This is a genomic window from Arthrobacter sp. YAF16 (assembly GCF_052113385.1).
GTDB lineage: Bacteria > Actinomycetota > Actinomycetes > Actinomycetales > Micrococcaceae > Arthrobacter.
Window position 1 is genome coordinate 183011 of the sequence record NZ_JBFRDC010000003.1, and the last position, 25132, is coordinate 208142.

The window sequence follows — 25132 nt, forward strand, 5'->3', positions numbered from 1 at the left end:
AGGCAAAATGGCTGGGTGAGCCAACTCCCGCAGCACCCCGCCGTGACCACCCCGATTGAAACCCAGATTGCCGCCGAGCTCGGCGTGAAACCCTGGCAGGTGAAAGCGGCCGTGGAGCTGCTCGACGCCGGGTCCACGGTGCCGTTCATCGCCCGGTACCGCAAGGAAGCCACCGGCGCCCTGGATGACACCCAACTCCGCGGGCTTGAAGAGCGGCTGCGCTACCTGCGCGAGCTGGAGGACCGGCGTCGGACCATTCTGGAAGCAATCGCCGCCCAAGGGTCGCTCACCCCTGAGTTGCAGGGCGCCGTCGTCGCCGCCGACACCAAGTCGCGGCTGGAGGACATCTACCTGCCGTTCAAGTCGAAGCGGCGCACCAAGGCCCAGATCGCCCGCGAGGCCGACCTGGAACCGCTCGCGGACTCGTTGCTGAAGCGGCCGGAGCTGGACCCGGAACGCGAAGCCGCCCGGTACCTGAACGAAGAACATGCCATCGGTGACGCCACCGCTGCGCTGGCCGGAGCCCGGTCCATCCTTGTCGAGCGCGTCGCGCAGGACGCTGACCTGGCCGCCACCCTGCGGGAGCGGCTCTGGACCCAGGGCCGGATGGTGTCGCGGGTCAAGAAGGGCAAGGAAACCGAGGGGCAGAAGTTCAAGGACTACTTCGAGTTCTCCCAGGCTCCCTCCGGGATGCCCTCGCACCGGGTCCTCGCGCTGCTGCGCGGTGAAAAGGACGGCGTGCTGGAACTGGATCTCAGCGAAGCGGAACCGGACGACGACGCCGCCCTGGCCGCCGCCCGCGGCCGGTACGAAGCCGCTGTGGCCAAGTTCCTTGGGGTCGCCGACCGAGGCCGGCCCGCCGATGCCTGGCTGCTGCAGACGGCGCAGCAGGCGTGGCGCTCGCGGGTGCTCAGCCGCCTGAGCGGCGACCTGCGCAGCCGGATGTTCGCCGCGGCCGAGGACGAGGCCGTCCGGGTGTTTGCCGCCAACCTCCGGGACGTGCTGCTCGCCGCACCCGCCGGCAACCGCGCCACCCTGGGACTGGACCCGGGGCTGCGCACCGGCGTGAAAGTCGCCGTGGTGGACGGGACCGGCAAGGTGGTTGCGACGGACACTGTCTACCCGCACGCCCCGGCACGGAAGTGGGATGAGGCGCTGCGCACGCTCCTGGCGCTGGCCCGGAAACACGGTGTTGAACTCGTGGCGATCGGCAACGGCACCGCCTCGCGGGAGACGGACAAGCTCGCGGCGGAGCTGATCAAACAGCTCGGTGCCGAAGCCGGCGGCGCGCCGCAGAAACTCGTCGTGTCCGAGGCCGGGGCGTCTGTGTACTCGGCGTCGGCGCTCGCCGCGGCCGAACTGCCCGGCATGGACGTGTCGCTGCGCGGCGCGGTGTCGATCGCCCGGCGGCTGCAGGATCCGCTCGCGGAACTGGTCAAGATCGAGCCGAAGTCGATCGGCGTCGGGCAGTACCAGCACGACGTCACGGCGTCGAAGCTGGACCGCAGCCTCGACGCCGTCGTCGAGGACTGCGTCAACGCCGTCGGGGTGGACGTCAACACCGCCTCACCCGCGTTGCTGAGCCGGGTGGCCGGCGTCGGACCGCTGCTGAGCGAGAACATCGTGGCGTACCGGAACGAGCACGGTCCGTTCAACAAGCGCAGCGAGCTGAAGAAGGTGCCCCGGCTGGGCGCGAAGGCTTTTGAACAGTGCGCCGGCTTCCTGCGGATCAGCGGGGGAGCGGAGCCGCTGGACGCCTCCAGCGTGCATCCGGAGGCGTACCCGCTGGCCCGGAAGATCAAGGCCGCGGCCGGCGCCGGTCAGGGCGCCGGTCAGGGCGGCGGCCTGGCTGCGCTCAACCCCCAGGACTTCGTGGACGGCTCGTTCGGGCTGCCGACCGTGCGGGACATCATGGCCGAGCTGGAAAAACCAGGCCGGGACCCGCGGCCCGCGTTTGCGGCGGCGACGTTCCGGGAAGGGATCGAGAAGATCTCGGACCTCAAGCCCGGCATGGTGTTGGAAGGCACAGTCACCAATGTGGCCGCGTTCGGCGCGTTCGTGGACGTCGGAGTGCACCAGGACGGGCTGGTCCACGTCTCCGCGCTGGCCAACCGGTTCGTCGCCGACCCGCGCGAGGTGGTCAAGTCCGGCCAAGTGGTACGGGTCAAGGTGCTGGAGGCCCACCCGGACCGGAAACGCATCTCACTGACGCTCCGGCTCGACGACGAACCCGCGGCAGGTTCGCAGGACCGGGGCCGTCGGGGCCAGGCGAAGCCACCGCAGCCCAGGTCCGCCGCCACGCCGACCCCGGCTAGGCAGGGCTCACCCACGCCTGGCCCCAAAGCGACCCCGGCGGCGGCCCCGGCGTCGGCGCCCGCCAACACCGCGATGGCCGAGGCGCTCCGGAAAGCGGGCCTCGGAAAGTAACCTGACCGCTCATCGCGGAATCCCTACCGCTCGGCGCACAACTGATACGTTTGCTGATGAATTGCACCATGATTGCCGGAGGCAACTGCCCGCATTTGGGCCTTTCGCCTCTAGAGCGCCGAGACATCGGCGTCTTTCGACACGCAAGGGAGCAACTATGGGCTGGCTGGACCGCGAACGAACTATTGCCCCGCCGGGGTTCAACCGGTGGCTTGTGCCGCCCGCGGCGCTCGCCGTCCACCTGTGCATCGGCCAGGCGTACGCGACGAGCGTTTACAAGACGGCGCTGGTCAAACACTTCGGCGCCAGCCTGACCGAGATCGGTGTGATCTTCTCCATCGCGATCGTGATGCTCGGCCTGTCCGCCGCGATCATGGGCACCTGGGTGGATAAGAACGGCCCGCGCAAGGCGATGTTCACGTCCGCCTTGTTCTGGGCCAGCGGCTTCGTGATCGGCTCGCTGGGCATCTTCACGCACCAGCTCTGGCTCGTCTACCTCGGCTACGGTGTGGTCGGCGGCATCGGCCTGGGTATCGGCTACATTTCGCCGGTGTCCACCCTGATCAAGTGGTTCCCGGACCGCCCGGGACTCGCCACCGGCATGGCCATCATGGGCTTCGGCGGCGGCGCGCTGATCGCCAGCCCCGTCTCCACCGCGCTGCTGAAGATGTACGACCCCAACTCCGGCGCCAAGGGCTGGATTGCCAGCGGTGACTCGGTCGGCAAGCTCTTCCTGACCCTCGCCGTCGTCTACCTCGCCTACATGCTCTTCGGCGCTTTCACCATCAAGGTGCCAGCCGACGGCTGGAAGCCCGTCGGCTTCGACCCGGCCAAGGTCAAGGCGTCAAAGCTGGTCACGACGGACAACGTCTCGGCGAAGAACGCGGTCAAGACCCGGCAGTTCTGGCTCGTCTGGATCGCACTGTTCTGCAACGTCACCGCCGGCATCGGCATCCTGGAGCAGGCTGCCCCGATGATCCAGGACTTCTTCCGGAAGTCCGACGGCGTCTCCCTGGTCAGTGCCGGCGTCGCCGCCGGCTTCGTGGGATTGCTCTCCATCGGCAACATGGCCGGGCGCTTTGCCTGGTCCGCGACCTCGGATGTGACCGGCCGGAAGCGCATCTACATGGTGTACCTCGGCGTCGGCGCGCTGCTCTACACGGTGCTGGCCCTCGCCGGTTCCTCGACCACGGTCCTCTACGTGGCGCTCGCCTTTGTCATCATCTCCTTCTACGGCGGAGGCTTCTCGACGGCTCCGGCCTATCTGCGGGATCTCTTCGGCACATTCCAGGTCGGCGCCATCCACGGCCGGCTGCTGACCGCGTGGTCGGCTGCCGGCGTCGCCGGACCGCTGATCGTCAACGCTTTCCTGGACGCCCAGGGCAAGCCCGGCCAGCTGAATGCCGCGTCCTACCAGCCCGCGCTGCTGACCATGGTGGCGCTGCTGGTGATCGGCTTTGTGGCCAACCTGCTGGTCAAGCCGGTCGACGCACGATTCCACGAACCCCGCCCGGACCGCGACCGGTCTGCAGAACCCGCCATGGAGGCCTGAGATGAGCACAGCACATACCCCCGGTACACAGACGGCGGTCACAGCGTCCACCGGCAAAATCGCGGTGGCATGGGCCCTCGTCGGCGTGCCACTGGCCTACGGGGTCTACGAGACCCTGACCCGCGTGGCGGCGCTGTTCGGCTGATCCATGACCTTCACCGCGGCTGAGCAGTTCACCACCCGCCCCACCTTGCAGGGCACCTTTGGGATGAGTGCATCCACCCATTGGATCGCGACGGCGGCAGCGCAGGCGGTGCTCGAACGCGGCGGAAACGCGTTCGACGCCGCCGCGGCCGGCGCCTTCGTGCTGCACGTTGTCGAGCCGCACCTCAACGGCCCGGGCGGGGACATGACGGGTGTCTTCGTGACGGCGGCCGAACCCGGCAGGCCAGTGGTGTTGATGGGGCAGGGGCCGGCGCCGGCTGCGGCCACGGTGGAGTACTACCGCGCCGAAGGGCTGGACCTGGTGCCGGGCTCGGGGGCGCTGGCCGCCGCGGTGCCCGCCGCCGTCGACGCCTGGCTCCTGTTGTTGCGCGACCACGGTACCTGGGAACTGGACGCGGTCCTGGCGTTTGCGATCGGCTATGCGCGCGACGGGCACCCGGTGCTCGGCCGCGTCGGCACCACGATTGCCGCGGTGGCGGAGCTGTTCCAGGAGCATTGGCCCAGCTCGGCCGAGCTGTGGATGCCCGGCGGCCGGATTCCGGCCGAGGGCGACGTCATCCGCAACACTGCCTACGCCCGGACGCTGGAGCGGCTCATCGAAGCAGGCTCGGCGTTGGGGTCCGACGGGTCCCGGGAGGCGCGGATCGATGCTGCCCGCCGGGAATGGCGCGAGGGCTTCGTAGCCCGGGCGATGGTCGAATCCGTGCAGGCCCCGCACCGGCACTCCTCTGGGACCGACCACCGGGGCGTCCTGGCGGTGTCCGACCTGGCCGGCTTCGAAGCAGGCTATGAGTCGGCGGCCACCATCGATTTCCGGGGCCACACGATCGCGAAGACCGGGCCGTGGGGTCAGGGTCCGGCGCTGCTGCAGACCTTGGCCATCCTCGCCGGGTTCGAGGACCAGTATCTCGATCCGTCGACCGAGCTCGGGGCGCACACAATCCTGGAGGCCCAGAAGCTGGCGCTGGCCGACCGCGAGGCGTACTACGGCGACACGGACGTACCGCTGGAGTACCTGCTGTCCGAGGAGTACAGCGCGGGCCGCCGCGATTTGATCACGGAGCGGGCGTCACACGAATTCCGGCCCGGGAAGGTCCCGGGGCGCGAGCCTTATCTGCCGCAGCTGCGCACCGAATACACGCCGCCAGCTTTGGTCCGGAACGGTGTGGGGTCCGGACCGGCGGGACTGGGCGTCGGCGAGCCAACCGTAGCGCCGAGCGGGGAAACCCGCGGCGACACCTGCCACATCGACGTCGTGGACCGCTGGGGAAACATGGTCTCGGCCACCCCGTCCGGCGGCTGGCTGCAGTCCTCGCCCGCGATTCCAGAGCTGGGTTTCTGCCTCGGCACCCGCCTGCAGATGACCTGGTTGGAGCCGGGCACACCTTCCACCCTCACTCCGGGCCAGCGGCCCCGCACCACCCTGACCCCGACCCTGGTCCTCCGGGAGGGGCACGCCGTGACCGCGCTGGGTTCGCCGGGCGGTGACCAGCAGGACCAGTGGCAGCTGCCGTACTTGCTGCGAACGATCGTGGGCGGCTACTCGCCGCAGCAAGCCATCGACGCACCGACGTTCCATACGACGTCGATGCCCGGCTCGTTCTGGCCGCGCACCTGGGAGCCCGGCGGTGCCGTGGTCGAGGACCGGCTGGGCGAGGACGTCATCGCGGGGCTGAAGCGCCGCGGGCACGTTGTGACCGTGGCCGGCGGCTGGACCCTCGGCCGGCTGTCCGCCGTCGTGCGGGACCCCGCGACGGGGGTGCTGCAGGCCGCGGCCAACCCCCGCGGCGCCCAAGGGTACGCGGCGGGGCGGTAGCGCGGAGGGAGGCTTGGACGCCCCAGGCGGGGCAGCCAATGCACCTGCGCATCCATGCTTAGATTGTCCGGTGAGTAGAACCAGCCGCGTCCCCTTAATCGTGGGGTTGCTTACCTTTTTCTATTCAATGGTCGGAGTGTCCGTCCCGAGCTTTTGGACTGACGAGTCAGCCACCGTCAGCGCGGTCAACCGGGACTTTCCCGAGCTCTGGACCATGCTGGGGAAAGTGGATGCGGTTCACGGCGCCTACTACGGCCTGATGTATGGCTGGACTCGAATTTTCGGGCTGTCCGAATTGTCGCTGCGCACGCCCAGCCTGATCGCGGTGGCAGTGGCCGCTGGACTGCTGACGGCACTCTGCCGCAGGCTCGGGGGGACCGCCTACGGAGTGAGCGCCGCGGTCATCTTCGTCATCCTCCCGCGGGTCCAGTACGTGGCCACGGACGCTCGCTCGTATGCCATGACCGTTTTGGGGGCTGTGCTGGCAACCTACCTGCTGGTGCTCATCCGCGAAGCCCCGACCAAACTGCGGTGGCTCTGGTACGGACTTACCGGCCTGCTCACCGTTAGTTTGTCGTTTTACGCCGTGCTGTTGGTCGCGGCGCACGGGATTACCCTGCTGGTCGACGGGCGCCTGCGCAGACAATGGCGTGGCATGGCGGTGGCCTCGCTAGGGTGGCTTGTCCCGGCAGCCCTGATCGCCGCCGTCGCCTCGCGCCAACAGTTTCAGATAGCTTGGGTGCAGCCCATCGGGGCGTCCACACCTTACGAGGTCGCCTTTATCCAGTTCTTCAGCGACGCCTATTCCGTTTCGGAGGACTTCGTCACCAGCCCCAAACCGACGCCGGGCGAGGACTTTTCGATGTACGGCCTGGCGGCGGTCGTCTGGGTTGCGGCACTGATCGGCACAATCCTGGCCCGAAAGCATTTCGCAGTGAAGCTGGCCTTGCCATGGCTTGTGCTGCCGCTGGCACTGGTGATTCTAGGATCAGCGATCGCCGGGCGCGGCTATTACCTGCCGCGGTATGTCTCGTTCGAACTGGCCGCCCTGCCAATGCTGGCTGCCGCTCCGCTGCTGGCCAGGCCGCTCGGACGTCCTGTCCATCGACGCTGGCTGGTTGCGGTGTTGGCCGCCGCCCTCGTGATCTCGGTGCCGTCGTATGTCGGCCAGCGGACGGAATATGGGCGCATTGAAAGTGATGACTTCCGTTTCATTGCTGAAACTATCCAGAGGAACGCCGCCCCGAATGACGCGTTCGTAATAAGCAACGACCGGGACATGGCATTCCAGGGCTACCGGGCCGATTTTGAGCGACTCAACGATCCCACAATGGCTCTTCCGGCCGCCCAATGGGGGCGTATATTTGACCGGCGCTACGACGTCAAGACAGCCAAAAAGCGGATTCTCCAATACGACACCGTTTGGGTTGTGGAAGTGTCCAGCAAGACCGGCGCGCGCAAGGCAATGGAAGCTATTGGCTACGCGCCGAAGCGGCAGTTTGCGGGGCTGACGACGTCCGTCACCGAGTTCAAGCGCACTCGTCCCTAGGTCAATTTAGGCACACGGCGACTGCGACGGCGAGCCGCCAGAAACGTTCCTGCGGTCGCGGCAGCCGGTACGGCGAGGAATACCGCGGCCCCCGATGCGCCACTGGCCGCACCTCCAACCGCAAGGTAGCCGGTGAGCCCAATCCACCAAAAAAGGGCCGCCGCAAACCCCGCTATGGCGAGCAAGACATCACGAGTCCCCAAGCGGCTCCGCCCGCGGCGGCTGGAAGTCGGGAGATTTCCCTGACGGGTCGATGCACTGGACGACACAACTGCACGATGGCGCCCGGGACGTGAAGATCCGTGCACGTCAGGCAGGGGAACCGGCAACAAACCTGAGCTAACAGAGCGTCTGGTTCGGCGTGCCACGAGGTAAGTTCCCAAGGTTGCCGCCGCCGGTACTGCGATAAAGACAAGCAGTCCAACCCCGCCGCTGGCTGGGCCGCCGACGATGACATACCCGGTCAGCCCGATCCACCAGCAGATAGCCGCTACGAATGCACCGATGATCACTTGAGCCTGCGCCGTGCGGGAGCGGCTGGTCTTAAGAGAATTGAAGCTGCTGTCCCGTGTCACGAGTATTCCCCTCTGAACTGTCATCACAAAGGCCATCTGGTAGTCATCACACCACGGTTCAGCAGCTTTGATAAGGCCTGGTCGCGGACGACAAGAGTACGCTCCTTCGGAAACTAACGGACATTCTGAGCCCAGAGCCTGGTCAGTTCGAATGATCGAGTCGCCTGTATGTCGATACCCCGCGGTCACGATCTGAAGTAGTGGTTTCTTCGGGGTGTTTGGTGGGGGTCGAGGTGGGGCGGTGGGATAAACCAGGGGATGCCGTGGCGGGGTTGGATGGTCCATTGTTCTTTGTGGATCAGGTGGTGATGGTGGGAGCAGAGGAGTGTTCCGTTGTCTGCGGAGGTGGTGCCGCCTTGTGACCAGTAGGTGATGTGGTGGGCTTCGCACCAGGGGGCGGGGATGGTGCAGGAGGGGAAGGCGCAGCCTTGGTCGCGGGCGGTGATGGCTTTGCGGAGGTGGGGCGGGAAGAGCCGGGTGGTACGGCCGATGTCCAGGAGGCGGCCTTGGGAGCCGAGGAGGACGGGGATGATGTCGGCGTCGCAGGCGATGGTGCGGATGGTCGCGGCGGTGACGGGTCCGGTGAACGCCAGTGTCCCGGTGCCGGTGTCGGTCTCTGCGCGCTGGTGGAGGCGGTCGAGGAGGTCGCGGTAGTCGATGGTGGCCATGATCTGGGGCCGGAGTCCGCCCGCGGCGGGCAGCCCGCCGGAGCTTAGGGCGACTTTGCAGGCGCCGACGAGTCCGTCGAGGAGTTTCTGCGGCCGGGACCGCCGGTCCATGCTGCCCGGTCCTGTCCCGTCGGGTTCTTCGCCGTTGAGTGCTGCGGTGCCGGTTGCGGTGTTGCCGTCGATTGCCGCGCCCGGGGTGGTGCGGGGGTTGGTGGCGGTGTTCATCACGGTCAGCAGGTGTTCGTATTGTGCGGTGGTCGCGAAGATCTCCAGGTGTTGGAGGCCGTGGCGGGGTTTGCGGAGGAACGCGCCCTGTAACTGGCGGAGGACGTCTTCGGCGGGTTCGGCGCCGTCCTGGTCGATTGCGTCCATCCAGCGCCGGGCGATCCGGGCCAGGAAATCCGGGTCATGTTCCGCGGCGGTGCGGGTCAGGGCGTGTTCCATCCGGGCACTCGTGTCCGGGTCGCAGAGCGGCCGGGCGCGTTCTAGGGCCTGGCTGATGATGGTCGCGGACCGGGACGGGACGGTACCGGCGGCCACGGCGGCGGCGAGTTCCTCGTGCAGGGCCGCCAGAGGCTGGCCGGTGATCCCGGCGCGGGGCAGCAGGGCGCCGGCGAGGGTGAGGCGGCGGTGGGCCTCGACGGCGGTGATCTGCAGCCGGTCCCGGAGGAAGTCCCCGGTCCTGCGGTACCCGTCACCGGCGGCCGGGAGCGCATCGGGGCTCTCTTTGCGGGTGCGGTCCACGGCCCCCGCGGCAACGACCTGCAAATACTCCAACGCCCGGGAAACTTCCTCGACCCGGCCAGCGAACTCCGCCGCCTCAGCGAATCCCAGCAGCGCCGCGTCCCCGGCCGCCGTCGCGCACAACCGTCGGAGCAGCACCAGGACCTCGTCAACAACAGGACCAGCGCTGCGCCCCTCACCGCCCGGCCAACTGGCCGGACGAACGATGAGGGCTGCACCGATTCCCATAACCCCATTCAACTGCCGACCACCGACATTATTAGCCCGCCGCGGAACGCGCACCGAACTGGTAGGCCGCAACTCGACTCGGGCCCGCCCTAATCCAAAACCCGCGGCCGTCCGAACTGCGTCCGAACGCCCGGCGAGAACAACACCGAGTCGGGCGGCCCCGACACAGCGATGCCGGCCGCTGCGACGAGTTGGTCCTCCAACACCGTCACCCGAGCCGGGTACAGCGGCCACGGCGTGTGCGTATTCGGAACGTAGAACGTCTTGCCGCGGAAGCGGGTATGTAAACCAAACCGGGCCGTGAGGTGGACGGACAGCGGATCGGTTGCTCCGGCGTCGGACTCCGGGACTACCGCGAAATCGCTGCGTGCCCCGCCCCGAAACCTGCGCACCGAATACCCGGTCGACGGGTCCGCCAGGTTCGTTGCCCTGAACCGGTCCCGGGACCACACATAGGGAATTCCCGCCACTCGGGCAGCCAGCACCACCGCCAGGCGGGACGCGTCCAGGCTCAGGAAAACCACGCCCCGCGTGCCGTCCGCTTCCCGGGAGTAGAGCCGCACGTTGATCTCGTTGAAGCTGCCGAAGTACGGAATGCCGGGCCCGTGGCCCAAGCCGGCGCCCTGCATGCGGAAACCGATGAGTCCCACCCAAGCCGATCCGTCGAACAGGTCCGGAACAACGCCGGGCGGCATGAATTTCGCGGCAACCGCCTCGGGGATGCGCCAGTGCAGGAACACGGCGTCCGTCCACCGCTGGTCCATGATGACCGGTCGCGGCAGCTCCGGCGCCGCAGGCCAGGGATCGTTTGCCATCGGTTCGCGGCCCGTTAGTTCAGGGCCCGGGTACCGCCCGGAAGTTCTCCGCCGGACAGCAGTTCCGCCGCGGTATCCGCCAGGGCGGTCAGCGCCACGCGCTGGGTCCACGGACCGTATGAGATGCGGGCGACGCCGAGTTCCTGAAGCTTGGCCGGGGCCAGTGAGCCGGGGACGTTGATGACTGACACCTTGTTCCACCCGATGCCGTCCACCAGCGCCTTGACGGTGGCTTCGTCCAGCAGCCCGGGTACAAACACGGTCGTGGCGCCGGCGTCCAGGAAGGCCCGGCCGCGCTCAACCGCGTCCGCGAGCACTGCGCCGGGGTCCCGGTCCTTGCCCTTCAGAAACGCGTCCGTGCGGGCGTTGAGGACAAAGTCGATGCCCTCGGCCTCGGCCGCCCGCACCACGGAACTCATCTGGGTCACCGCGTCCGCGAGCGGCCGCATCTGGTCCTCGATGTTGGCACCAACAATGCCGACGCCGATCGCCTTGCGGGCGGCCTCGCCCGGGTTGCCGTAGCCCGACTCAAGGTCGGCGCTGACCGGCAGGGAGGTCGCCGCGGCAATGCGGCCGACGGCGGCGATCATCTCGTCCAGTGGGATCTTCTCGCCGTCTTCATAACCCAGCGAAGCAGCAATGGAGTGGCTGGCCGTTGCCAGGGCAGTGGTGCCGGGGACGTCGGCGACGACCTTCGCGGTGATCACATCCCAGACGTTGATGACCTGCAGGATCCCGGGCGCGCGGTGGAGACTCAGCAATTCGGTGGCTTTGGCGGCAAATGAATTCGTCATTTCGCGAGCCTAGCCGGAGCCAGCGAGCGCCGAGAAGGGCTTTCCGCTCTCGGGAGAACCGGTCAGCCGCCCGTCGACGGCGCCTGGGCGACCGCCGGCTGCTTCTGCCAGGGCCAGCGTCCGGTGATTTCAAGTTCGAGGGAGAAGCTCAGGAACGTCCGGATCAGCACGATGATGGCCAACACGCCCACGCTCTCGAAGGTGGGGGTGACGGCGACGGTCCGGATGATGTCGGCCGCCACCAGCAGCTCGAGGCCGAGCAGGATGGAACGGCCCAGCAGTTGCCGGTAGGAACGGTAGACCGACAGCGGTTCGGAGCCGGACGGCAGCTGCCGTGGCTGGAACCCCCGCAAAGCCATCGGGATCGACACCAGCGCGCCGATGACCATGATGGCCACGCCGGCGAAATCCATGAACCGGCCGACCGTCTCGATGATGTGCTGAAAATCCATGCTGCCCCTCGGAAAAGTCGGGAGTGAACTCTAGTGCCCTGCGAGCAAACGCCGCGTCAGGGGTGCCGCTCGCCGACGCCGGCCAGGATGGCACGGTAGCCCTCGCGGAAGCTCGGATACTCGAACTCGAAGCCCGTACCGCGCAGCAGCGCGTTGCTGACGCGCTTGTTCCCGCCACGCGACGGCTCGCCGCCGCCTGCTCCGGCAGCCCCCGACGCCGGTTCGGTAGGCCCTGGCTCCGGGAGCCCCAGCTCGCGGGCCAGGAACCGCAGCACCTCGCCAAGTTCGGCCGGCTCGTTGTCCACGCCCAGGTACACGGGCGCCGGCTCGGCGGCCATGGTGCACAGGTGCACGATGGCGGCAGCGGCGTCGTCGCGGTGGATCCGGTTGGTGAAGCGGGACTCGGCCGGGACCGTGGCGTTTCCGCTGCGCACCTGGTCGATCAGTCGGGTCCGGCCGGGTCCGTAGATCCCGCCGAGCCGCAGGACCACCGGCGTAACCCCGGTGCCGCGCAGGCGGGTATAGAGCAGGTCCTCGGCTTCGCGGATGATGCGGCCGGAGAACCCGCCGGGGGTCGGCGTCGTCGTTTCGTCCACCCAGCCGCCGTCGGCGTCGCCGTACACCGCGGTGGAGGACACGAACAGCACCCGGCGGACCGGCTCACCGGAAGCGGCCACGGCGTCGAGCACACGGGCCAGGCCGTCCACATAGGCCGCCCGGTAGGCTTCCTCGGTGGGGGAATCCGCCGCAATCGCGACGACGACGGCGGTGGTGTCCGCCGGGACCGGCGGCAGTTCGCCGGAAGTCAGGTCAACCGCGGCGCCCTCTATCGCCGTCGGCAGCTTCCCCGGGGAGCGCCGCCAGCCCACCACGCGGTGGCCGGCCGCGGCAAAGCGCAGGCCGGCTTCGGTACCCAGATCGCCGCAACCGGCCAGCAGTACAGTCATACGGGCCAGTCTGCCAGTAAATGCGGGCAGCGCGGTGAGCGACGGAGCCGCCCCTCGCGGGTTTCGTTCGGGCTCGACGTTCGGAAGCGCCGACGGCGGACCGAACCCGCGAGCAGGAGAGTCGCCCGGAGCCGCTAACCGCGCGCCCCGAACTACCGCGCTACCGTGCCGGGATCGGGAAGAACGCCCGGGGATCCTGCAGCAGCGCCGGGTAGTCGAAGTCCCGGCGGGCCAGGACCTCGTTGACCTGGAAGTTGCGTGCAAACACGCCGTCCACCGTGATCGGACGCCCCTGGACCTCGCCGACGGCGAAGGAGCGGCCGCCCTCGAGCGGGATCGCCACGACGGATTTCCCTGGCAGCGTGGTGAACGCCTCTTCCTGGGCCTGGCGCTTGCGGGTGGGCTTCTTCACCAGTGGCTTGGCGGGGCGCTTGCGGGCGTTCTTGTCCGGCCGGCGCGACCCGTTGTCCGCGTAGACGAACTCGTACTCGTCGTCCCCGGCGTTTGCTGCCTTGCCGCGAACCGGCGGCAGGCTGATCGTGTCCAGCTGCTTTGGATCGGTATCGCCCAGCGGCAGGCGGAGGACCCACATGCGGTCTCCTGCGGGATCTTCCGGCAGCAACTCGTGCTTGGGTTCAGGCCACACGTACTCCAGATCCGGATCCGTGCCGGGGAACACCGCAGTGTAGAACCGCTGGTCCTTGGCGAGCAGCCGGGAGCGGTGGCTGGCGTGGAAGTCCGGGTTCCCCAGCCAGTACGGCATCGGGATCTTGGCGGCGTAGTCCGGGTGCGCGGCTTGCGGAGCGAACTCCATGATCTTCTCCCGGGTGGTGTCTTCGCCGCCGCGGGCGGTCCATTCGTCCACCATGGCCAGGCCGTACATCGTCAAAGCGGGGACGTGGCCCATCCACATCCGGACGGCCGGGTGGGACTGCCAGCCGTACTCGGGAATCACCAGCGCGCGCAGCATCTGCAGCGCCTCAACGCGCTGCTTGCCGAGCCGCGCGGGGTCAAGGGCCGCGGCGCTCTGCTGGAAATCGGGGAAGGGGAGGAAAGTCTGCATCTCTCCAGTTTGAGGCCACGGGCCCGCAACGCCAATTGCTGGGCGCCGCGGGTGAGCGTGTTCACATCGCGGATACCTACAGACAGCTCCCAGCCTCGGGATTTATCATTTAGCCCAACCACCCCAGCCGCACGGAAGACCCGCCATGACCCTTGAAGCAGCGGCGCCCTTTGCGCCCAAGTACGGACAAATGCTCGGCCCGGAAGCCAACGGAATCCTGGTCCTCGAAGAATTCACCCTGGACCCTGCCGCGGCCCGCAAGGAGCAGAGCGGTTTCCGCGCGGCCCTGGCCTCGGTGGCCCTGACCATGCGCCGCCTGCTCGCGTTCCGCCTTTTCATCGCCCTCGTCGCAATCGCCAACCTGCCGCTCTTCCTGCTCTCCAGCGGCTGGGAAATCTACGCCATCTCGCTGACCCTCGTGGTGGCCGTGCACGCGGCCGTGTCATGGCTGAACCGGCACGAGCCGCGGCTGCGGCAGCGCCGGCTGCTCGAGCTCCACCTGCACCGGGAGCGCAGCGACAACTACCGCAAGGTCCGCGACGCGGTGAAGTATGTGATCGACACCCCGGCCCGGATGAACGAACAGCTCTACCTGGAACTGCTCGCCGCCAAGCGCGTCGCGTTGCACCTTGCGCAGGGCACCGTGGCCCTGCTGGACACCAGCGACGACGCCGCGTGGAAGGTCCGCATCATCCGCGAACTCCCCAAGACTGCCTGACGCCCGTTCCGGCTCTAGCCCTTCAGGACCGCCCCGAGGTACGGGGCGGTCCTGCTTGTTTTGGAGCGCGCGACGACGGCGGGTTCCCCGGCGGCGATGATCTTGCCGCCGGCGTCGCCGCCGGCCGGTCCCAGATCGATCACCCAGTCCGCGGCGGCCACGACGTCCATCTCGTGCTCCACCACCACGACGGTGTTGCCGGCGTCCACCAGCCGGTGCAGCTGGGCCATCAGGAGTTCGACGTCGGCCGGGTGCAGTCCCGTGGTGGGCTCATCCAGCAGATAGAGCGAGTGACCGCGCTGGGCACGCTGCAGCTCGGTGGCGAGCTTGATGCGCTGGGCCTCGCCGCCGGAAAGCTCGGTGGCGGGCTGGCCTAGCCGGAGGTAGCCCAGCCCGACTTCGCGCAGGGTCTGCAGGGCGCGCGCGGCGGCGGGCACCTCGGTGAGGAAATCGGCCGCCGCGTTGACCGTCATGCCCAGCACTTCCGCCACGTTCTTGCCGCGGTAAGTTACTTCCAGAGTCTCCGGGTTGTAGCGCGAGCCATGGCATTCCGGGCAGGGGCCGTAGCTGCCGGGCAGGAACAGCAGCTCGACGGCCACAAAGCCCTCGCCCTGGCAGGTTTCACAGCGTCCGCCGGCCACATTGAAGGAGAAACGTCCGGCGCCGAAACCACGGGCTTTGGCCTCGTCCGTGGCCGCGAACTCCTTGCGGACGGCGTCGAACAGCCCGGTGTAGGTGGCCAGGTTGGAGCGCGGGGTCCGTCCGATCGGCTTCTGGTCCACCTTCACCAGCCGGTCGATCTGCTCCAGCCCGGACACGGGACCCACGCTCAGCGGGGCGCTGGGCTCCCCGGCGTCGTCGGCTGCTTCCTCTGTGGTGACGGCGTCAGAGTCCGGGTGCAGCCAGGAATTGGCCACCTCGGCGAGGACCTGGCTGACCAGGGTCGACTTGCCGGAGCCGGAGACGCCGGTGACGGCGGTCAGGACACCGAGCGGGAAGCTGGCATCGAGCTCCTGCAGGTTGTGGCGGCTGATGTCGCGCAACTCCAGCCAGCCGGCCGCCTCCCGACGGGCCCGCGGGCCGCCGTCGTCCGCCTTGCCGGCAGCATCCGGGAACAGGTAGGGCCGGGTGACGGAGGCTTCCACTTCGGCGAGGCCGGCCACCGGGCCGCTGTAGAGCACCTCGCCGCCGCCTTCGCCGGCGCGCGGGCCCACGTCCACCAGCCAGTCGGCCCGGCGCACCACGTCCATGTTGTGCTCGACGACGAACACCGAGTTGCCGGAGGACTTGAGCTGGTCCAGCACCGCGAGCAGGGGCTCAGCGTCGGCCGGGTGCAGGCCCGCGGAGGGCTCATCGAGCACGTAGATCACGCCGAACAGCCCGGAGCGCAGCTGGGTGGCGATCCGCAGCCGCTGCATCTCGCCGGGGGAGAGGGTGGGGGTGGAACGGCCCAGCGCGAGGTAGCCCAGGCCCAGGTCCAGCAGCACGGTGACGCGCTGGAGCAGGTCGCGGGTGATGGCAACAGCCACCTCGTTGGACTCGCCCGAGGACTGCTTCCGCGACGCCGTGCCCGCGGACGTGAGCTCGGTGGTGGGGCGGATAATCGCGGCCAGCTCGGTCATCGGCACCGCGTTGAGCTCGGCGATGGTCTTGCCCGCGAACGTCACGGCAAGCGCCTCGGGACGCAGCCCGCTGCCGCCGCAGCGCGGGCACGGGCCGGTTTCCATGAAGCGCAGCACCTTCTCGCGCATGGTGCTGCTCTTGGAGTCCGCGAGCGTGTGCAGGACGTAGCTGCGGGCGCTCCAGAAGCGGCCCTTGTACGGCTTGGCCACCCGGTCGCGCTGCGGCGTCACCTCCACCACGGGCTGTTCCTCGGTGAAGAGGATCCAGTCGCGGTCCTTCTTGGGCAGCTTCCGCCAGGGGGTATCGACGTCGTAACCCAGGTGGGTGAGGATGTCGCGCAGGTTCTTGCCCTGCCAGGCGCCGGGCCACGCGGCGATGGCGCCGTCGCGGATGCTCAGCGAGGTGTCCGGGACCAGCGAGGATTCGCTGACCGTGTGCGCGATGCCGAGGCCGTGGCATTCGGGGCAGGCGCCGGCCGCGGTATTGGGGGAGAACGCGTCCGAGTCCAGCGATGCGGCGCCGTCGGGGTAGCTGCCGGCGCGGGAGAAGAGCATCCGCAGCGAGTTGGACAGCGTGGTGACCGTGCCCACGGTGGAACGGGAGCTGGGGGTGCCGCGGCGCTGCTGGAGCGCGACGGCGGGCGGCAGCCCGGTGATCAGCTCAACCTTGGGGTTGTGGCCTTGCTGGATCAGCCGCCGGGCGTAGGGCGCCACAGATTCGAAGTAGCGGCGCTGGGCCTCGGCGTAGATGGTGCCGAAGGCCAGGGAGGACTTCCCGGAGCCGGAGACGCCGGTGAAGGCGACAATCGCGTCGCGGGGCACGTCCACGTCCACGTTGCGCAGGTTGTTTTCCTGGGCGCCGCGGACCCGGACGAAACCATCCGTGGGGCGGTCCGGCGCCAGGCCGGCAAGATCGGAAGCCTGCTGATTATTCTGCATCTGTTCGACTCTATCCGTCCTTGCTTCCGGCAGGCATATCCTTACCGAATGGAAACTAACAATGGCGGCGTCGACGCGGCCCAGGCTGAGGGCGTCCCCGAGTTCGCGGAGGTCCCGGCAGGAGTCCATGCCGCGCTGCCCGTGGCCGAGCTGCACCTGCATATCGAGGGCACGTTGGAGCCGGAACTGATCTTCGCGCTCGCGGAACGAAACGGGATCGCGCTGCCCTACGCGGACCTGGACGAGCTGCGCGCGCGGTACGAGTTCACGGACCTGCAGTCGTTCCTGGATCTCTACTATGCCAACATGGCCGTGCTGCAGACCGAGCAGGACTTCGCCGATATGACCCGCGCGTACCTGGCGCGCGCCGCCACAGCCGGGGTGCGGCACGCCGAGATCATGCTGGATCCGCAGGCGCACCTGTCCCGCGGCGTGTCGCTGGCGACGTGCGTGAACGGCGTGGCCTCCGTGCTGGCCACCTCCGCGCAGGAGTTCGGCGTCTCCACCCTGCTCATCGCCGCGTTCCTGCGCGACCTCTCCGAAGAGTCGGCGCTGGAGGTGCTGGAGCAACTGCTGGCGATGGACGCGCCGATCGCCGGCATCGGGCTGGACTCGGCGGAGGTGGGCAACCCGCCGTCGAAGTTCGAACGGCTCTTTGCCCGCGCCAAGGAGGCCGGACTGCACCGCATCGCGCACGCCGGCGAGGAGGGCCCGCCGTCGTACATCATCGAGGTGCTGGACGTGCTGGGCGTGGAACGGATCGACCACGGCATCCGCTGCATGGAGGACCCAGAGCTGGTGGAACGCCTGGTCAACGAACTCATGCCGCTGACCGTCTGCCCGCTCTCCAACGTCCGGCTCCGCGCGGTCGACACCCTGGCCGAGCACCCGCTGCCGGGCATGCTCGCGGCCGGGCTCAACGTCAGTGTGAACTCGGACGACCCGGCCTACTTCGGCGGGTACGTGGATGAGAACTTTGCCCAGCTCAAGTCCGTGATCGGGCTCTCCGAGTTCGACTGCGTGCGGCTCGCCGCCAACTCCATCCGGTCCTCCTTCGCGAGCGAGGAACGCAAAACCGAGCTGCTGGCCGAACTGGCAGCCTCGGGACGCTAAAGCCCTTGACGCAACGCGGGATCACTTACGGCCCATGCCACCCCTGGGGATGGGCCGTAAGTGACCCCGCGTTGTGGTCTCAGACGTCGATGCTGTCCATGTGCGGGTAGCGCGCGCCAGCGGCGACGCCGGCCGGAGCCAGCTCATCGAGCCGGGCGAGGTCGTTCTCGGAGAGTTCGACGTCGACGGCGCCCAGGTTCTCCCGCAGCCGTTCGCGCTTCTTCGTCCCGGGGATCGGCACGATGTGCTCGCCCTGCGCCAGCAGCCACGCGAGGGCCAGCTGCGCCGGGGTGCAGCCCTTCTCCGTGGCGAGTTCCGTCACCCGGTCCACAAGCTCGAGGTTGCGGGTGAAGTTCTCGCCCTGGAAACGCGGCGAGTGGCGGCGGAAATCGTCCTCAGCGAAGTCTTCCTCGCTGCGCAGTTGGCCGGTGAGGAAGCCGCGGCCCAGCGGGCTGTAGGGGACGAAGCCGATGCCGAGTTCGGCGAGGACCGGGAAGATCTTGGTCTCCGGCTCGCGCTCCCACAAAGAGTATTCGGTCTGCAGCGCGGTAATCGGGTGCACGGCGTGGGCGCGGCGGACGGTGTCGGCGCTGGCTTCGGAGAGGCCCAGGTGCTTGACCTTGCCGGCCTGGACCAGCTCGGCCATGGCGCCGACGGTTTCCTCGATCGGCACGGTCTTGTCCACCCGGTGCTGGTAGTACAGGTCGATGTGGTCGACACCGAGGCGCTGCAGGCTCGCGTCGCACGCGGCCCGGACGTACTCGGGCGTGCCGTTGATGCGGACCCACGAACCGTCCTCGCGGCGTTCGTTGCCGAACTTGGTGGCGAGGACGACGTCGTCGCGGCGTCCGGCGATCGCGCTGCCTACCAGCTTTTCATTGGTGAACGGGCCGTACATGTCCGCGGTGTCCAGCAGCGTTCCGCCCGCGTCGAGGAAGGCATGGATGGTGGCGACGGACTCCTTTTCGTCGCCTTGGCCGTAAAACTCGCTCATGCCCATGCAGCCGAGCCCAAGGGCGGAGACGGTGAGTGAGCCGAGGGTGCGTGATTCCATGGAGATCTCCTGAACCAGAGGGGAGTGCCGCAGATCAGCCCCGAGCGAGCGGGGGCGGCGGCGATCAACCCACTCTAGCCAGCTTGTTTGCCGTGGGCAACGGGTTTGCCCAGCCGCAGCAGCAGGGCAGTGAGAGCGGTGACGGCCGCACACACCGCGGCTCCCCAAACGATGTCGGTCAATGCCACCACGGCGGGGAAGTCCTTGAGGATCGCGAACGCGGTCAGGGCCCAGGTTGCGTAGGTGAAGAAACCGAACAGCGCCGCCCCGGCCGCCCGGCTCCGCAGTGTGGCATTGGGATCGTTGGGGCGGATGCCGTAGTGCACTATGCCCACGACGTAGACGACGTAGAACAGCACCGCGCCCAGGACGTTGAAGCTGGCGGGGAGCAGGTGCCCGATCTGGCTGCGGTATTGGTTGTTCGCCACGGTGCTGATCCAGAGGGCGTCGATGCCGGCAAAGATGACGGCGGCAACTGCGTAAGCGAGCAGCCACTTCTTGGTGGGACCGGTCATGGTGGCTCCTCTTGTCGGCAAGGTGCTGGCGTTCCCCGAAGTATAGGCGGCGGCCAGTCAGGGCTGCGATTCTCCAGTATTGAACAATACTGATGGTGGCGGGGTTCCCCGCCCCGGAGCGCCAGCGCTTGGCGACGCCTGTGAAAGGAACATCCTGATGAAAGACTCGGACCGCAAAGCCCTCGCCAGCATTCCCGGGGTTGTCGTGATTGGGGCGCTGCTGGCGGTTGCCGGCAGCCAGGGCGGCGCCGTGGCCGGCGGGATTCCCGTTTTCGCGCTGGCCGTCGGGGCCGCTTTCCTGATCCAGTGGCTGGCGTTCATTCCGGCGTTCCTGGCGCAGACGGAAAAGTTTTTCGACCTGACCGGGTCGCTGAGCTACATCGCCGTCACGCTGCTGCTCGTCCTGCTCACTCCGGGCATCGACGCGCGGGGATTGTTGCTCGCGGGTTTGGTGCTTGTCTGGGCGGTCCGGCTGGGTACGTTCCTGTTCCGTCGGATCAGCCGGGCCGGCAAGGATGACCGTTTTGACGACATCAAGCCCTCCTTTGTCCGCTTCCTCAGTGTCTGGACCATGCAGGGCATTTGGGTGGCGTTCACCGCCGCTGCCGCGTGGGTGGCCATGACATCCGCGAACCGGGTAGCGCTGGATGGCTTCGCCGTAGCCGGCCTCCTGGTGTGGGTGGCGGGCTTCGGCTGCGAGGTTTTGGCGGACTCCCAGAAGTCCCGGTTCAGTGCGGACCCCGCCAACAAGGGCAAGTTCATCTCGACAGGTTTGTGGGCGAAGTCCCGGCACCCGAACTACTTTGGCGAGATCCTGCTCTGGGTCGGCGTCGCGATCATTGCCTTGCCCACACTGCAAGGTTGGCAGTGGGTTGCCCTCATCTCACCGGTGTTCGTGGCTCTGTTGATCACCAAGGTCAGCGGCGTACCGCATCTCGAAAAGAAAGCCGACACCAAGTGGGGCGGCCAGGCCGACTACGAGGCGTACAAGAAGAACACCCCGGTGCTGATCCCCCGGATCTAGCCGCACAGCGGCACTCCGGTCCGTCATAGTGGGTCACGACACCCAGAGTTAACCCGGTCCGGTCGCGGAACCTGCCGAACCTTGGCAAAATGCAGGTGGATCAATTGCTTCTAAAGGAGACCCATGGGCGCGAACGCTGCGGAAAACACGAACCTTCGGCTTAAGGCTGTGCTGGACGTCCTGGCCGAGGGGGTCTGGTCAGGCGAAAAACTGAACGCCGGCGTCGTGCTGGGCGAGGCCATCGCCCGGGTGCCGCTCAATGACCATGAGCGCGAACTGCTCAGCGGCGGCATTCCCCGCGGCCACAAGGCCCTCACCACCGCGACGGCCAAGCTGGTCAAGGCCGGCTGGCTGGTCAAGGGCCGCTCCGGCTGGACCATCACCGAGGACGGCCAGCGCGCTACGGTCGCCTTCGCCGACCCCGCCGCCTTCACGGCAGCGCTCGACGCCGGTACTCCGGTCCCGGCCGACACCCCGCTGCCGTCCGCCCCGGCCGGGAAAGCCGCCGGCAAGCCGGCGCCCAAGACAGCCCCGAAGGCCGTCCAGGTGGCGGAAAAGGTCGCCGAAAAGGTGGCCGACACAGCTGCCAAGCTGGTCGAAGAGGCCGTGGCTCCGGTGGCGAAGGCCGTCCGGAAGCGTAAGGCGGCGTCCGAGGCGTCCGCCGAAGCCGCCCCTGCAGCAGGCGTGGTGGCCATCGAGCAACCAGAGGCGGTTGCCGTTGCCGGCGATTTCACCGTCCTGCTGGGTGCGCCTGCCAACTGGGCCCCGCAGTACGACGAGGTCCAGATGCAGCTGGACGAGGTGGACCAACTCTGGAAGCTCGCCGCGGAACTGCCGGCCGGCTCCTACAGCTTCAAGATCGCGATCAACCGGTCCTGGGACGAGAACTACGGCGCCTTCGGCCACTTCGACGGCGCCAACCACGAGGTGCACCACCGCGGCGGCCTGCTGGTCATCCAGTACGACCACCGGACCCACGACATCGTCATCGACTAGGCGCCCGGCGAGGAGTCAGTCCCGACCCTCTACAAACAACGCGGGGTCACTTACGGCCCATCCTGGCTATCAGGATGGGCCGTAAGTGACCCCGCGTTGCTTTAAACCGCGGTTCAGAACCTTGTGGGGTCGGGCCGCGGCGGCACAGGTCCAGGGTCCGGAATCGGGAGTGGATTAGGCGTCGGGAACGGTCCCGGTGCCGGCGACGGTGTGGGCGCTGGCCCCGGTACAGGCTCAGGCCCGGGAATGGGCGACGGCGGGGTCGGCCCCGGATCCGGCGGGAACGGATCGCCGGGCTGCGGCTCGGGCGACGTCGGCCCCGGTTCCGGCGGGAACGGGGACGGCTCGGGCGCTGGGGGAATGGTCATGGCTCCGATTATCGACCTGCACCAGCCGCGAGGGAAGACTGGCCCGGCAGGGCGGGCCTAGTTCTGCGCCGCGATCGACTTGTCGCGGTCCTCGAACACATCCTCGCCCGGGCCGGAGAACGCACGGGAACGCTGCACGGCCTCGATGGAACCGGTGAACAGCTGTGAATCGTGCGGGTCGGAGGGCAAGCGCGAGGCGGTGTCGTCCGCCGCGGAGAGCTTGCCCGGACGGCGGGGCGCGGGCGGCGTCGAGGCTCCGGCGGCCGGCATGGACTCGAGCCGGACGTGCGGCAGCGCCGTCGGGTGTTCCTGCTGCAGGAAGAGCACCAGCTCTTCGCGGATCAGGCAGCGCAGGTCAAAGAGCGAGGCGCTGTCCCCGGCGCTGACCAGGATGCGAACCCGGACAAAGCCAGCCGTCGCGTCGGTGATCTGCAGGATGCCCACGCGGTTGTCCCAGAGTTCGGTCGAGGCGAGGACCTTCTTTAGCTCCGCCCGCATGGCCTCCACGGGGGCACGCCAGTCGAGGTCGAACTCCACGGTGCCCATGACCTCGGACTGGCGCCGCGTCCAGTTCTCGAACGGAGTGGTGGTGAAGTACGTGGAGGGCAGGATCAGCCGGCGGTCGTCCCAGATGTGGACCACCACGTAGGTCAGGGTGATCTCCTCGATCCGGCCCCACTCCTTCTGGACCACCACGACGTCGTCCACCCGGATCGCGTCGGTGAAAGCGAGCTGGATGCCGGCGAAGACGTTGACCAGTGAGGTCTGCGCCGCGAGACCGGCCACAATCGAGATCACGCCGGCAGAGGCCAGCAGCCCCGCGCCGAGGGCCTGGATCGCGGGGAAGGTCAGCATGATGCTGCCCAGCGCCACGACCGCGATCAGCGCGACGCCGATCCGGCGGGCCAGTATCACCTGGGTCCGGAGCCGCCGGGCACGCCGGTTGTCCGCCACGTCCACCCGGTACCGCGTGAGGACCATGGTTTCGATGATGAGCAGCACGGCGATCGCCAGCCAGGCGACGGAGCCGATCAGCGCGATCGCCAGGGCGTGGTCCACGTTGCGGCGCCAGTCGGCGTCGTCGGTGGTCAGAGCCAGCGCGATCCGCACCCCGATCAGGCAGAGCGCGAAGCGCAGCGGCAGCCGTGCCATCCGGGAGGTTTCCCGGAGGGCCTCCTGCTTGCGGTTGAGCCGGAGGATGACACGGCGCACCAGCCAGGAGGCGGTCAGCCCGGCGGCCACGGCCAGGGCCACGGCGAGGAAGGGCATGGCAGAGCTCAGAAAGTCTTGCATCCTTCAAGGTCTAGCAAGCTTCGCTGATCAACTGAAATCGGTGGAATGTCAACGTGGGTCTGGTCACCCCAACGCTCCCGCGCCGCATCCGTGCCCCACCGGAGACAATTCGGGACCTAAGCCCCTAGGATCCGTGGGGCAAAGCCCCAGAATAGTGCCACCACTTGCATCTCTGGGGGAGGGTGACATGAGCCATAGGATCTCATTCGGCACATTCGGTTCCGCCGCGTTCTGCGCGGCGGTTTTGTTGTCTGGGTGCGGGTCGCCGGCGGCGGCGCCAGCCAGCAGTGCGCCGGCCAGCATGTCGCCAGGCACGACGTCGGCCTCCGCTACCGCGAGCGCCTCGCCGACGGCGGAATCATCGTCTCCCTCGAGCAGTTCCGCACCCAGCTCCACGACGACGGCCCCGGCGGGCTGGAAGTCGTACACGACGCCGGACGGGACCCTGACGTTTGACTACCCGGCGACCTGGTCGGTCAAAGTGACCGGCAGTGCTGCCGCGCTGGTGAGTGACTACGGCAAAACCATGGCGACGCTGCGGACCCAGGCGGGACCGGCACCGGCGTGCAGCACCAAGTCGCAGTTCATGGCCTACGACTCCGCGCCGATCCCGGCCCTCACCCAGTCCGGAGTGACCCCAAGGTTCGCCTATGAGGCACGGGTCGATTCCGCCGCGGCCGATCCAAGTAAGGCGCAGACCTACGCGTACGGCATCACCTCCGCGCCGAAGCCCGCCGGAACCGAGGCCTGCCCGTTCGCGCAGTCCTTTACCTGGCCGCCGAACACGGCGTCCTTTGGCGGCGTCTATGACCCGTTCGACAGCACGCCCGGCAAGCCCATGCATGTGGACACGCCGGAGGTGTACAAGGACACCGCCGAGTACAAGATCATCCGGCAAGCCCTGCTCTCCCTGCGACCGGCGGGGAAGTAGTCCGCCGGTGGCACGTGCTCGGCAAATGGCGGGCGCCGCGCTTGCGCTGGCCGTACTGCTCGCCGGCTGCGCAGCCCCGGTAACACCGACGGAGAGCACGGCACCCACCACTACGACGGTGCCCGGCTCACCGACTGCAGCAACGGCAACGCCGCCTGAGACAACGCCGTCGAACTGGCAGACCTTCACAACCTCGGACGGCCTGTCCTTCGACTACCCGCCCGGCTGGACCGCCCGGGATCCCGGCGGTGACCTCGCTGGAGCCTTCGTGGATGTCACCAACGCGGCTGGGAAACCTATGGCCCAGCTGCGCACCAACATCGTCACCGGCGCGGAGTGCACCGTGCAGTACCCGTACCAGGTCTACGATTCACAACCGCTCCAGGCCCTGGTGGAAGCGGGCAGCGCGGACCGGGGCGTTCCCCGCTATGTCTTCGAATCCCGCGGTGACGGCACCGGACCGGGCCCGAGCACCACGGCCGCCTACGGGATCACCATGATGCCGGAGGAAACCGGGCCGCTCGCCTGCCCCATGTTCCATCTCTTCCTGTGGCCGCCGAGCGGGGCGTTGTTCGGCGGCACCTACAACCCGGCGAACAACCTCACCCCCGGCCCGTCGTCGTTGCCGTATCTGGAGAAGGCGAAGCGCTACGCCGGCACGGAGGAATACCAATCAATCCGGAAGATGATTACGTCCCTGCGGCCGGCGAAGGCGACGGGGTAGCCGCACCCAGGTAGCCGCACCCAGGCGCGGCGCCCGCATC

At 68.2% G+C, this 25132-nt stretch carries 22 protein-coding genes; 12 read left to right on the forward strand and 10 right to left on the reverse strand.

Going from position 1 to position 25132, the window contains the following annotated elements:
• The first annotated feature begins 15 nt into the window (after positions 1–15).
• From AB4Y91_RS10055 to AB4Y91_RS10075, 5 genes are all read left to right on the forward strand, one after another.
• Positions 16–2427 carry a Tex family protein gene (locus tag AB4Y91_RS10055; RefSeq protein WP_441418334.1) on the forward strand — a complete coding sequence of 804 codons (2412 nt, stop codon included), beginning with the start codon at positions 16–18 and terminating at the stop codon, positions 2425–2427.
• A 157-nt stretch (positions 2428–2584) separates the two neighbouring features.
• Positions 2585–3979 carry an OFA family MFS transporter gene (locus AB4Y91_RS10060; protein WP_441418335.1) on the forward strand — a complete coding sequence of 465 codons (1395 nt, stop codon included), beginning with the start codon at positions 2585–2587 and terminating at the stop codon, positions 3977–3979.
• A 1-nt stretch (position 3980) separates the two neighbouring features.
• Positions 3981–4124, forward strand: a complete 144-nt coding sequence (locus AB4Y91_RS10065) for an MFS transporter small subunit (RefSeq protein ID WP_441418336.1) — start codon at positions 3981–3983, stop codon at positions 4122–4124.
• A 3-nt stretch (positions 4125–4127) separates the two neighbouring features.
• A complete protein-coding gene (locus tag AB4Y91_RS10070; RefSeq protein WP_441418337.1) occupies positions 4128–5960 on the forward strand; it encodes a gamma-glutamyltransferase family protein in 1833 nt (610 codons plus the stop codon).
• 70 nt (positions 5961–6030) lie between these two features.
• Positions 6031–7509 carry a glycosyltransferase family 39 protein gene (locus AB4Y91_RS10075; protein ID WP_441418338.1) on the forward strand — a complete coding sequence of 493 codons (1479 nt, stop codon included), beginning with the start codon at positions 6031–6033 and terminating at the stop codon, positions 7507–7509.
• A 760-nt stretch (positions 7510–8269) separates the two neighbouring features.
• Here the strand turns inward: AB4Y91_RS10075 and AB4Y91_RS10080 are convergent.
• The 6 genes from AB4Y91_RS10080 to AB4Y91_RS10105 form a co-directional block, all read right to left on the reverse strand.
• Positions 8270–9724, reverse strand: coding sequence for a DUF222 domain-containing protein (locus AB4Y91_RS10080; RefSeq protein ID WP_441418339.1), 1455 nt, complete (start codon positions 9722–9724; stop codon positions 8270–8272).
• Between the two features lie 89 nt (positions 9725–9813).
• Positions 9814–10539 (reverse strand): YqjF family protein, encoded by a 726-nt coding sequence (locus tag AB4Y91_RS10085; protein ID WP_441418340.1) that lies wholly within the window; start codon positions 10537–10539, stop codon positions 9814–9816.
• 14 nt (positions 10540–10553) lie between these two features.
• Positions 10554–11333 carry an isocitrate lyase/PEP mutase family protein gene (locus AB4Y91_RS10090; RefSeq protein ID WP_441418341.1) on the reverse strand — a complete coding sequence of 260 codons (780 nt, stop codon included), beginning with the start codon at positions 11331–11333 and terminating at the stop codon, positions 10554–10556.
• Between the two features lie 62 nt (positions 11334–11395).
• Positions 11396–11785 (reverse strand): DUF1622 domain-containing protein, encoded by a 390-nt coding sequence (locus tag AB4Y91_RS10095; RefSeq protein WP_441418342.1) that lies wholly within the window; start codon positions 11783–11785, stop codon positions 11396–11398.
• A gap of 56 nt (positions 11786–11841) precedes the next feature.
• Positions 11842–12732 (reverse strand): SDR family oxidoreductase, encoded by an 891-nt coding sequence (locus AB4Y91_RS10100; protein WP_441418343.1) that lies wholly within the window; start codon positions 12730–12732, stop codon positions 11842–11844.
• Between the two features lie 160 nt (positions 12733–12892).
• Positions 12893–13795, reverse strand: coding sequence for an MSMEG_6728 family protein (locus AB4Y91_RS10105; protein WP_441418344.1), 903 nt, complete (start codon positions 13793–13795; stop codon positions 12893–12895).
• A gap of 145 nt (positions 13796–13940) precedes the next feature.
• Here AB4Y91_RS10105 and AB4Y91_RS10110 point away from each other — a divergent pair, with 145 nt between their 5' ends.
• Complete coding sequence (locus tag AB4Y91_RS10110; RefSeq protein WP_441418345.1) at positions 13941–14513, forward strand: hypothetical protein; 573 nt, start codon at positions 13941–13943, stop codon at positions 14511–14513.
• A gap of 14 nt (positions 14514–14527) precedes the next feature.
• Here AB4Y91_RS10110 and uvrA read toward each other — a convergent pair whose 3' ends face one another.
• A complete protein-coding gene (gene uvrA / locus AB4Y91_RS10115) occupies positions 14528–17074 on the reverse strand; it encodes an excinuclease ABC subunit UvrA (RefSeq protein ID WP_441418346.1) in 2547 nt (848 codons plus the stop codon).
• A 48-nt stretch (positions 17075–17122) separates the two neighbouring features.
• Between uvrA and AB4Y91_RS10120 the strand changes: the two genes are divergently transcribed.
• The gene (locus AB4Y91_RS10120) at positions 17123–18187 is read left to right on the forward strand and encodes an adenosine deaminase (RefSeq protein ID WP_441418347.1); all 1065 of its coding nucleotides are present in this window, start codon (positions 17123–17125) and stop codon (positions 18185–18187) included.
• A 79-nt stretch (positions 18188–18266) separates the two neighbouring features.
• Here AB4Y91_RS10120 and AB4Y91_RS10125 read toward each other — a convergent pair whose 3' ends face one another.
• Entirely contained in the window at positions 18267–19241 is a 975-nt protein-coding gene (locus tag AB4Y91_RS10125; RefSeq protein WP_441418348.1) for an aldo/keto reductase, read from the reverse strand.
• Between the two features lie 74 nt (positions 19242–19315).
• Positions 19316–19756: a DUF2177 family protein gene (locus AB4Y91_RS10130; RefSeq protein WP_441418349.1), complete on the reverse strand. Its 441-nt coding sequence runs from the start codon at positions 19754–19756 to the stop codon at positions 19316–19318.
• A 157-nt stretch (positions 19757–19913) separates the two neighbouring features.
• Between AB4Y91_RS10130 and AB4Y91_RS10135 the strand changes: the two genes are divergently transcribed.
• Both AB4Y91_RS10135 and AB4Y91_RS10140 read left to right on the forward strand, forming a co-directional pair.
• Entirely contained in the window at positions 19914–20780 is an 867-nt protein-coding gene (locus tag AB4Y91_RS10135; protein WP_441418350.1) for a DUF1295 domain-containing protein, read from the forward strand.
• Between the two features lie 123 nt (positions 20781–20903).
• Positions 20904–21776 carry a pullulanase X25 domain-containing protein gene (locus tag AB4Y91_RS10140; protein ID WP_441418351.1) on the forward strand — a complete coding sequence of 291 codons (873 nt, stop codon included), beginning with the start codon at positions 20904–20906 and terminating at the stop codon, positions 21774–21776.
• A gap of 425 nt (positions 21777–22201) precedes the next feature.
• Here the strand turns inward: AB4Y91_RS10140 and AB4Y91_RS10145 are convergent, their stop codons facing one another.
• Positions 22202–23437, reverse strand: a complete 1236-nt coding sequence (locus AB4Y91_RS10145; RefSeq protein ID WP_441418352.1) for a mechanosensitive ion channel family protein — start codon at positions 23435–23437, stop codon at positions 22202–22204.
• 255 nt (positions 23438–23692) lie between these two features.
• Between AB4Y91_RS10145 and AB4Y91_RS10150 the strand changes: the two genes are divergently transcribed.
• Genes AB4Y91_RS10150 through AB4Y91_RS10160 form a run of 3 tightly spaced genes read left to right on the forward strand, consistent with a single transcriptional unit; the run spans position 23693 to position 25092 of the window.
• Positions 23693–23893, forward strand: a complete 201-nt coding sequence (locus AB4Y91_RS10150; RefSeq protein WP_441418353.1) for a hypothetical protein — start codon at positions 23693–23695, stop codon at positions 23891–23893.
• 25 nt (positions 23894–23918) lie between these two features.
• Positions 23919–24368, forward strand: a complete 450-nt coding sequence (locus AB4Y91_RS10155) for a hypothetical protein (protein WP_441418354.1) — start codon at positions 23919–23921, stop codon at positions 24366–24368.
• Between the two features lie 7 nt (positions 24369–24375).
• Positions 24376–25092 (forward strand): hypothetical protein, encoded by a 717-nt coding sequence (locus AB4Y91_RS10160; RefSeq protein WP_441418355.1) that lies wholly within the window; start codon positions 24376–24378, stop codon positions 25090–25092.
• Positions 25093–25132: the final 40 nt, after the last annotated feature.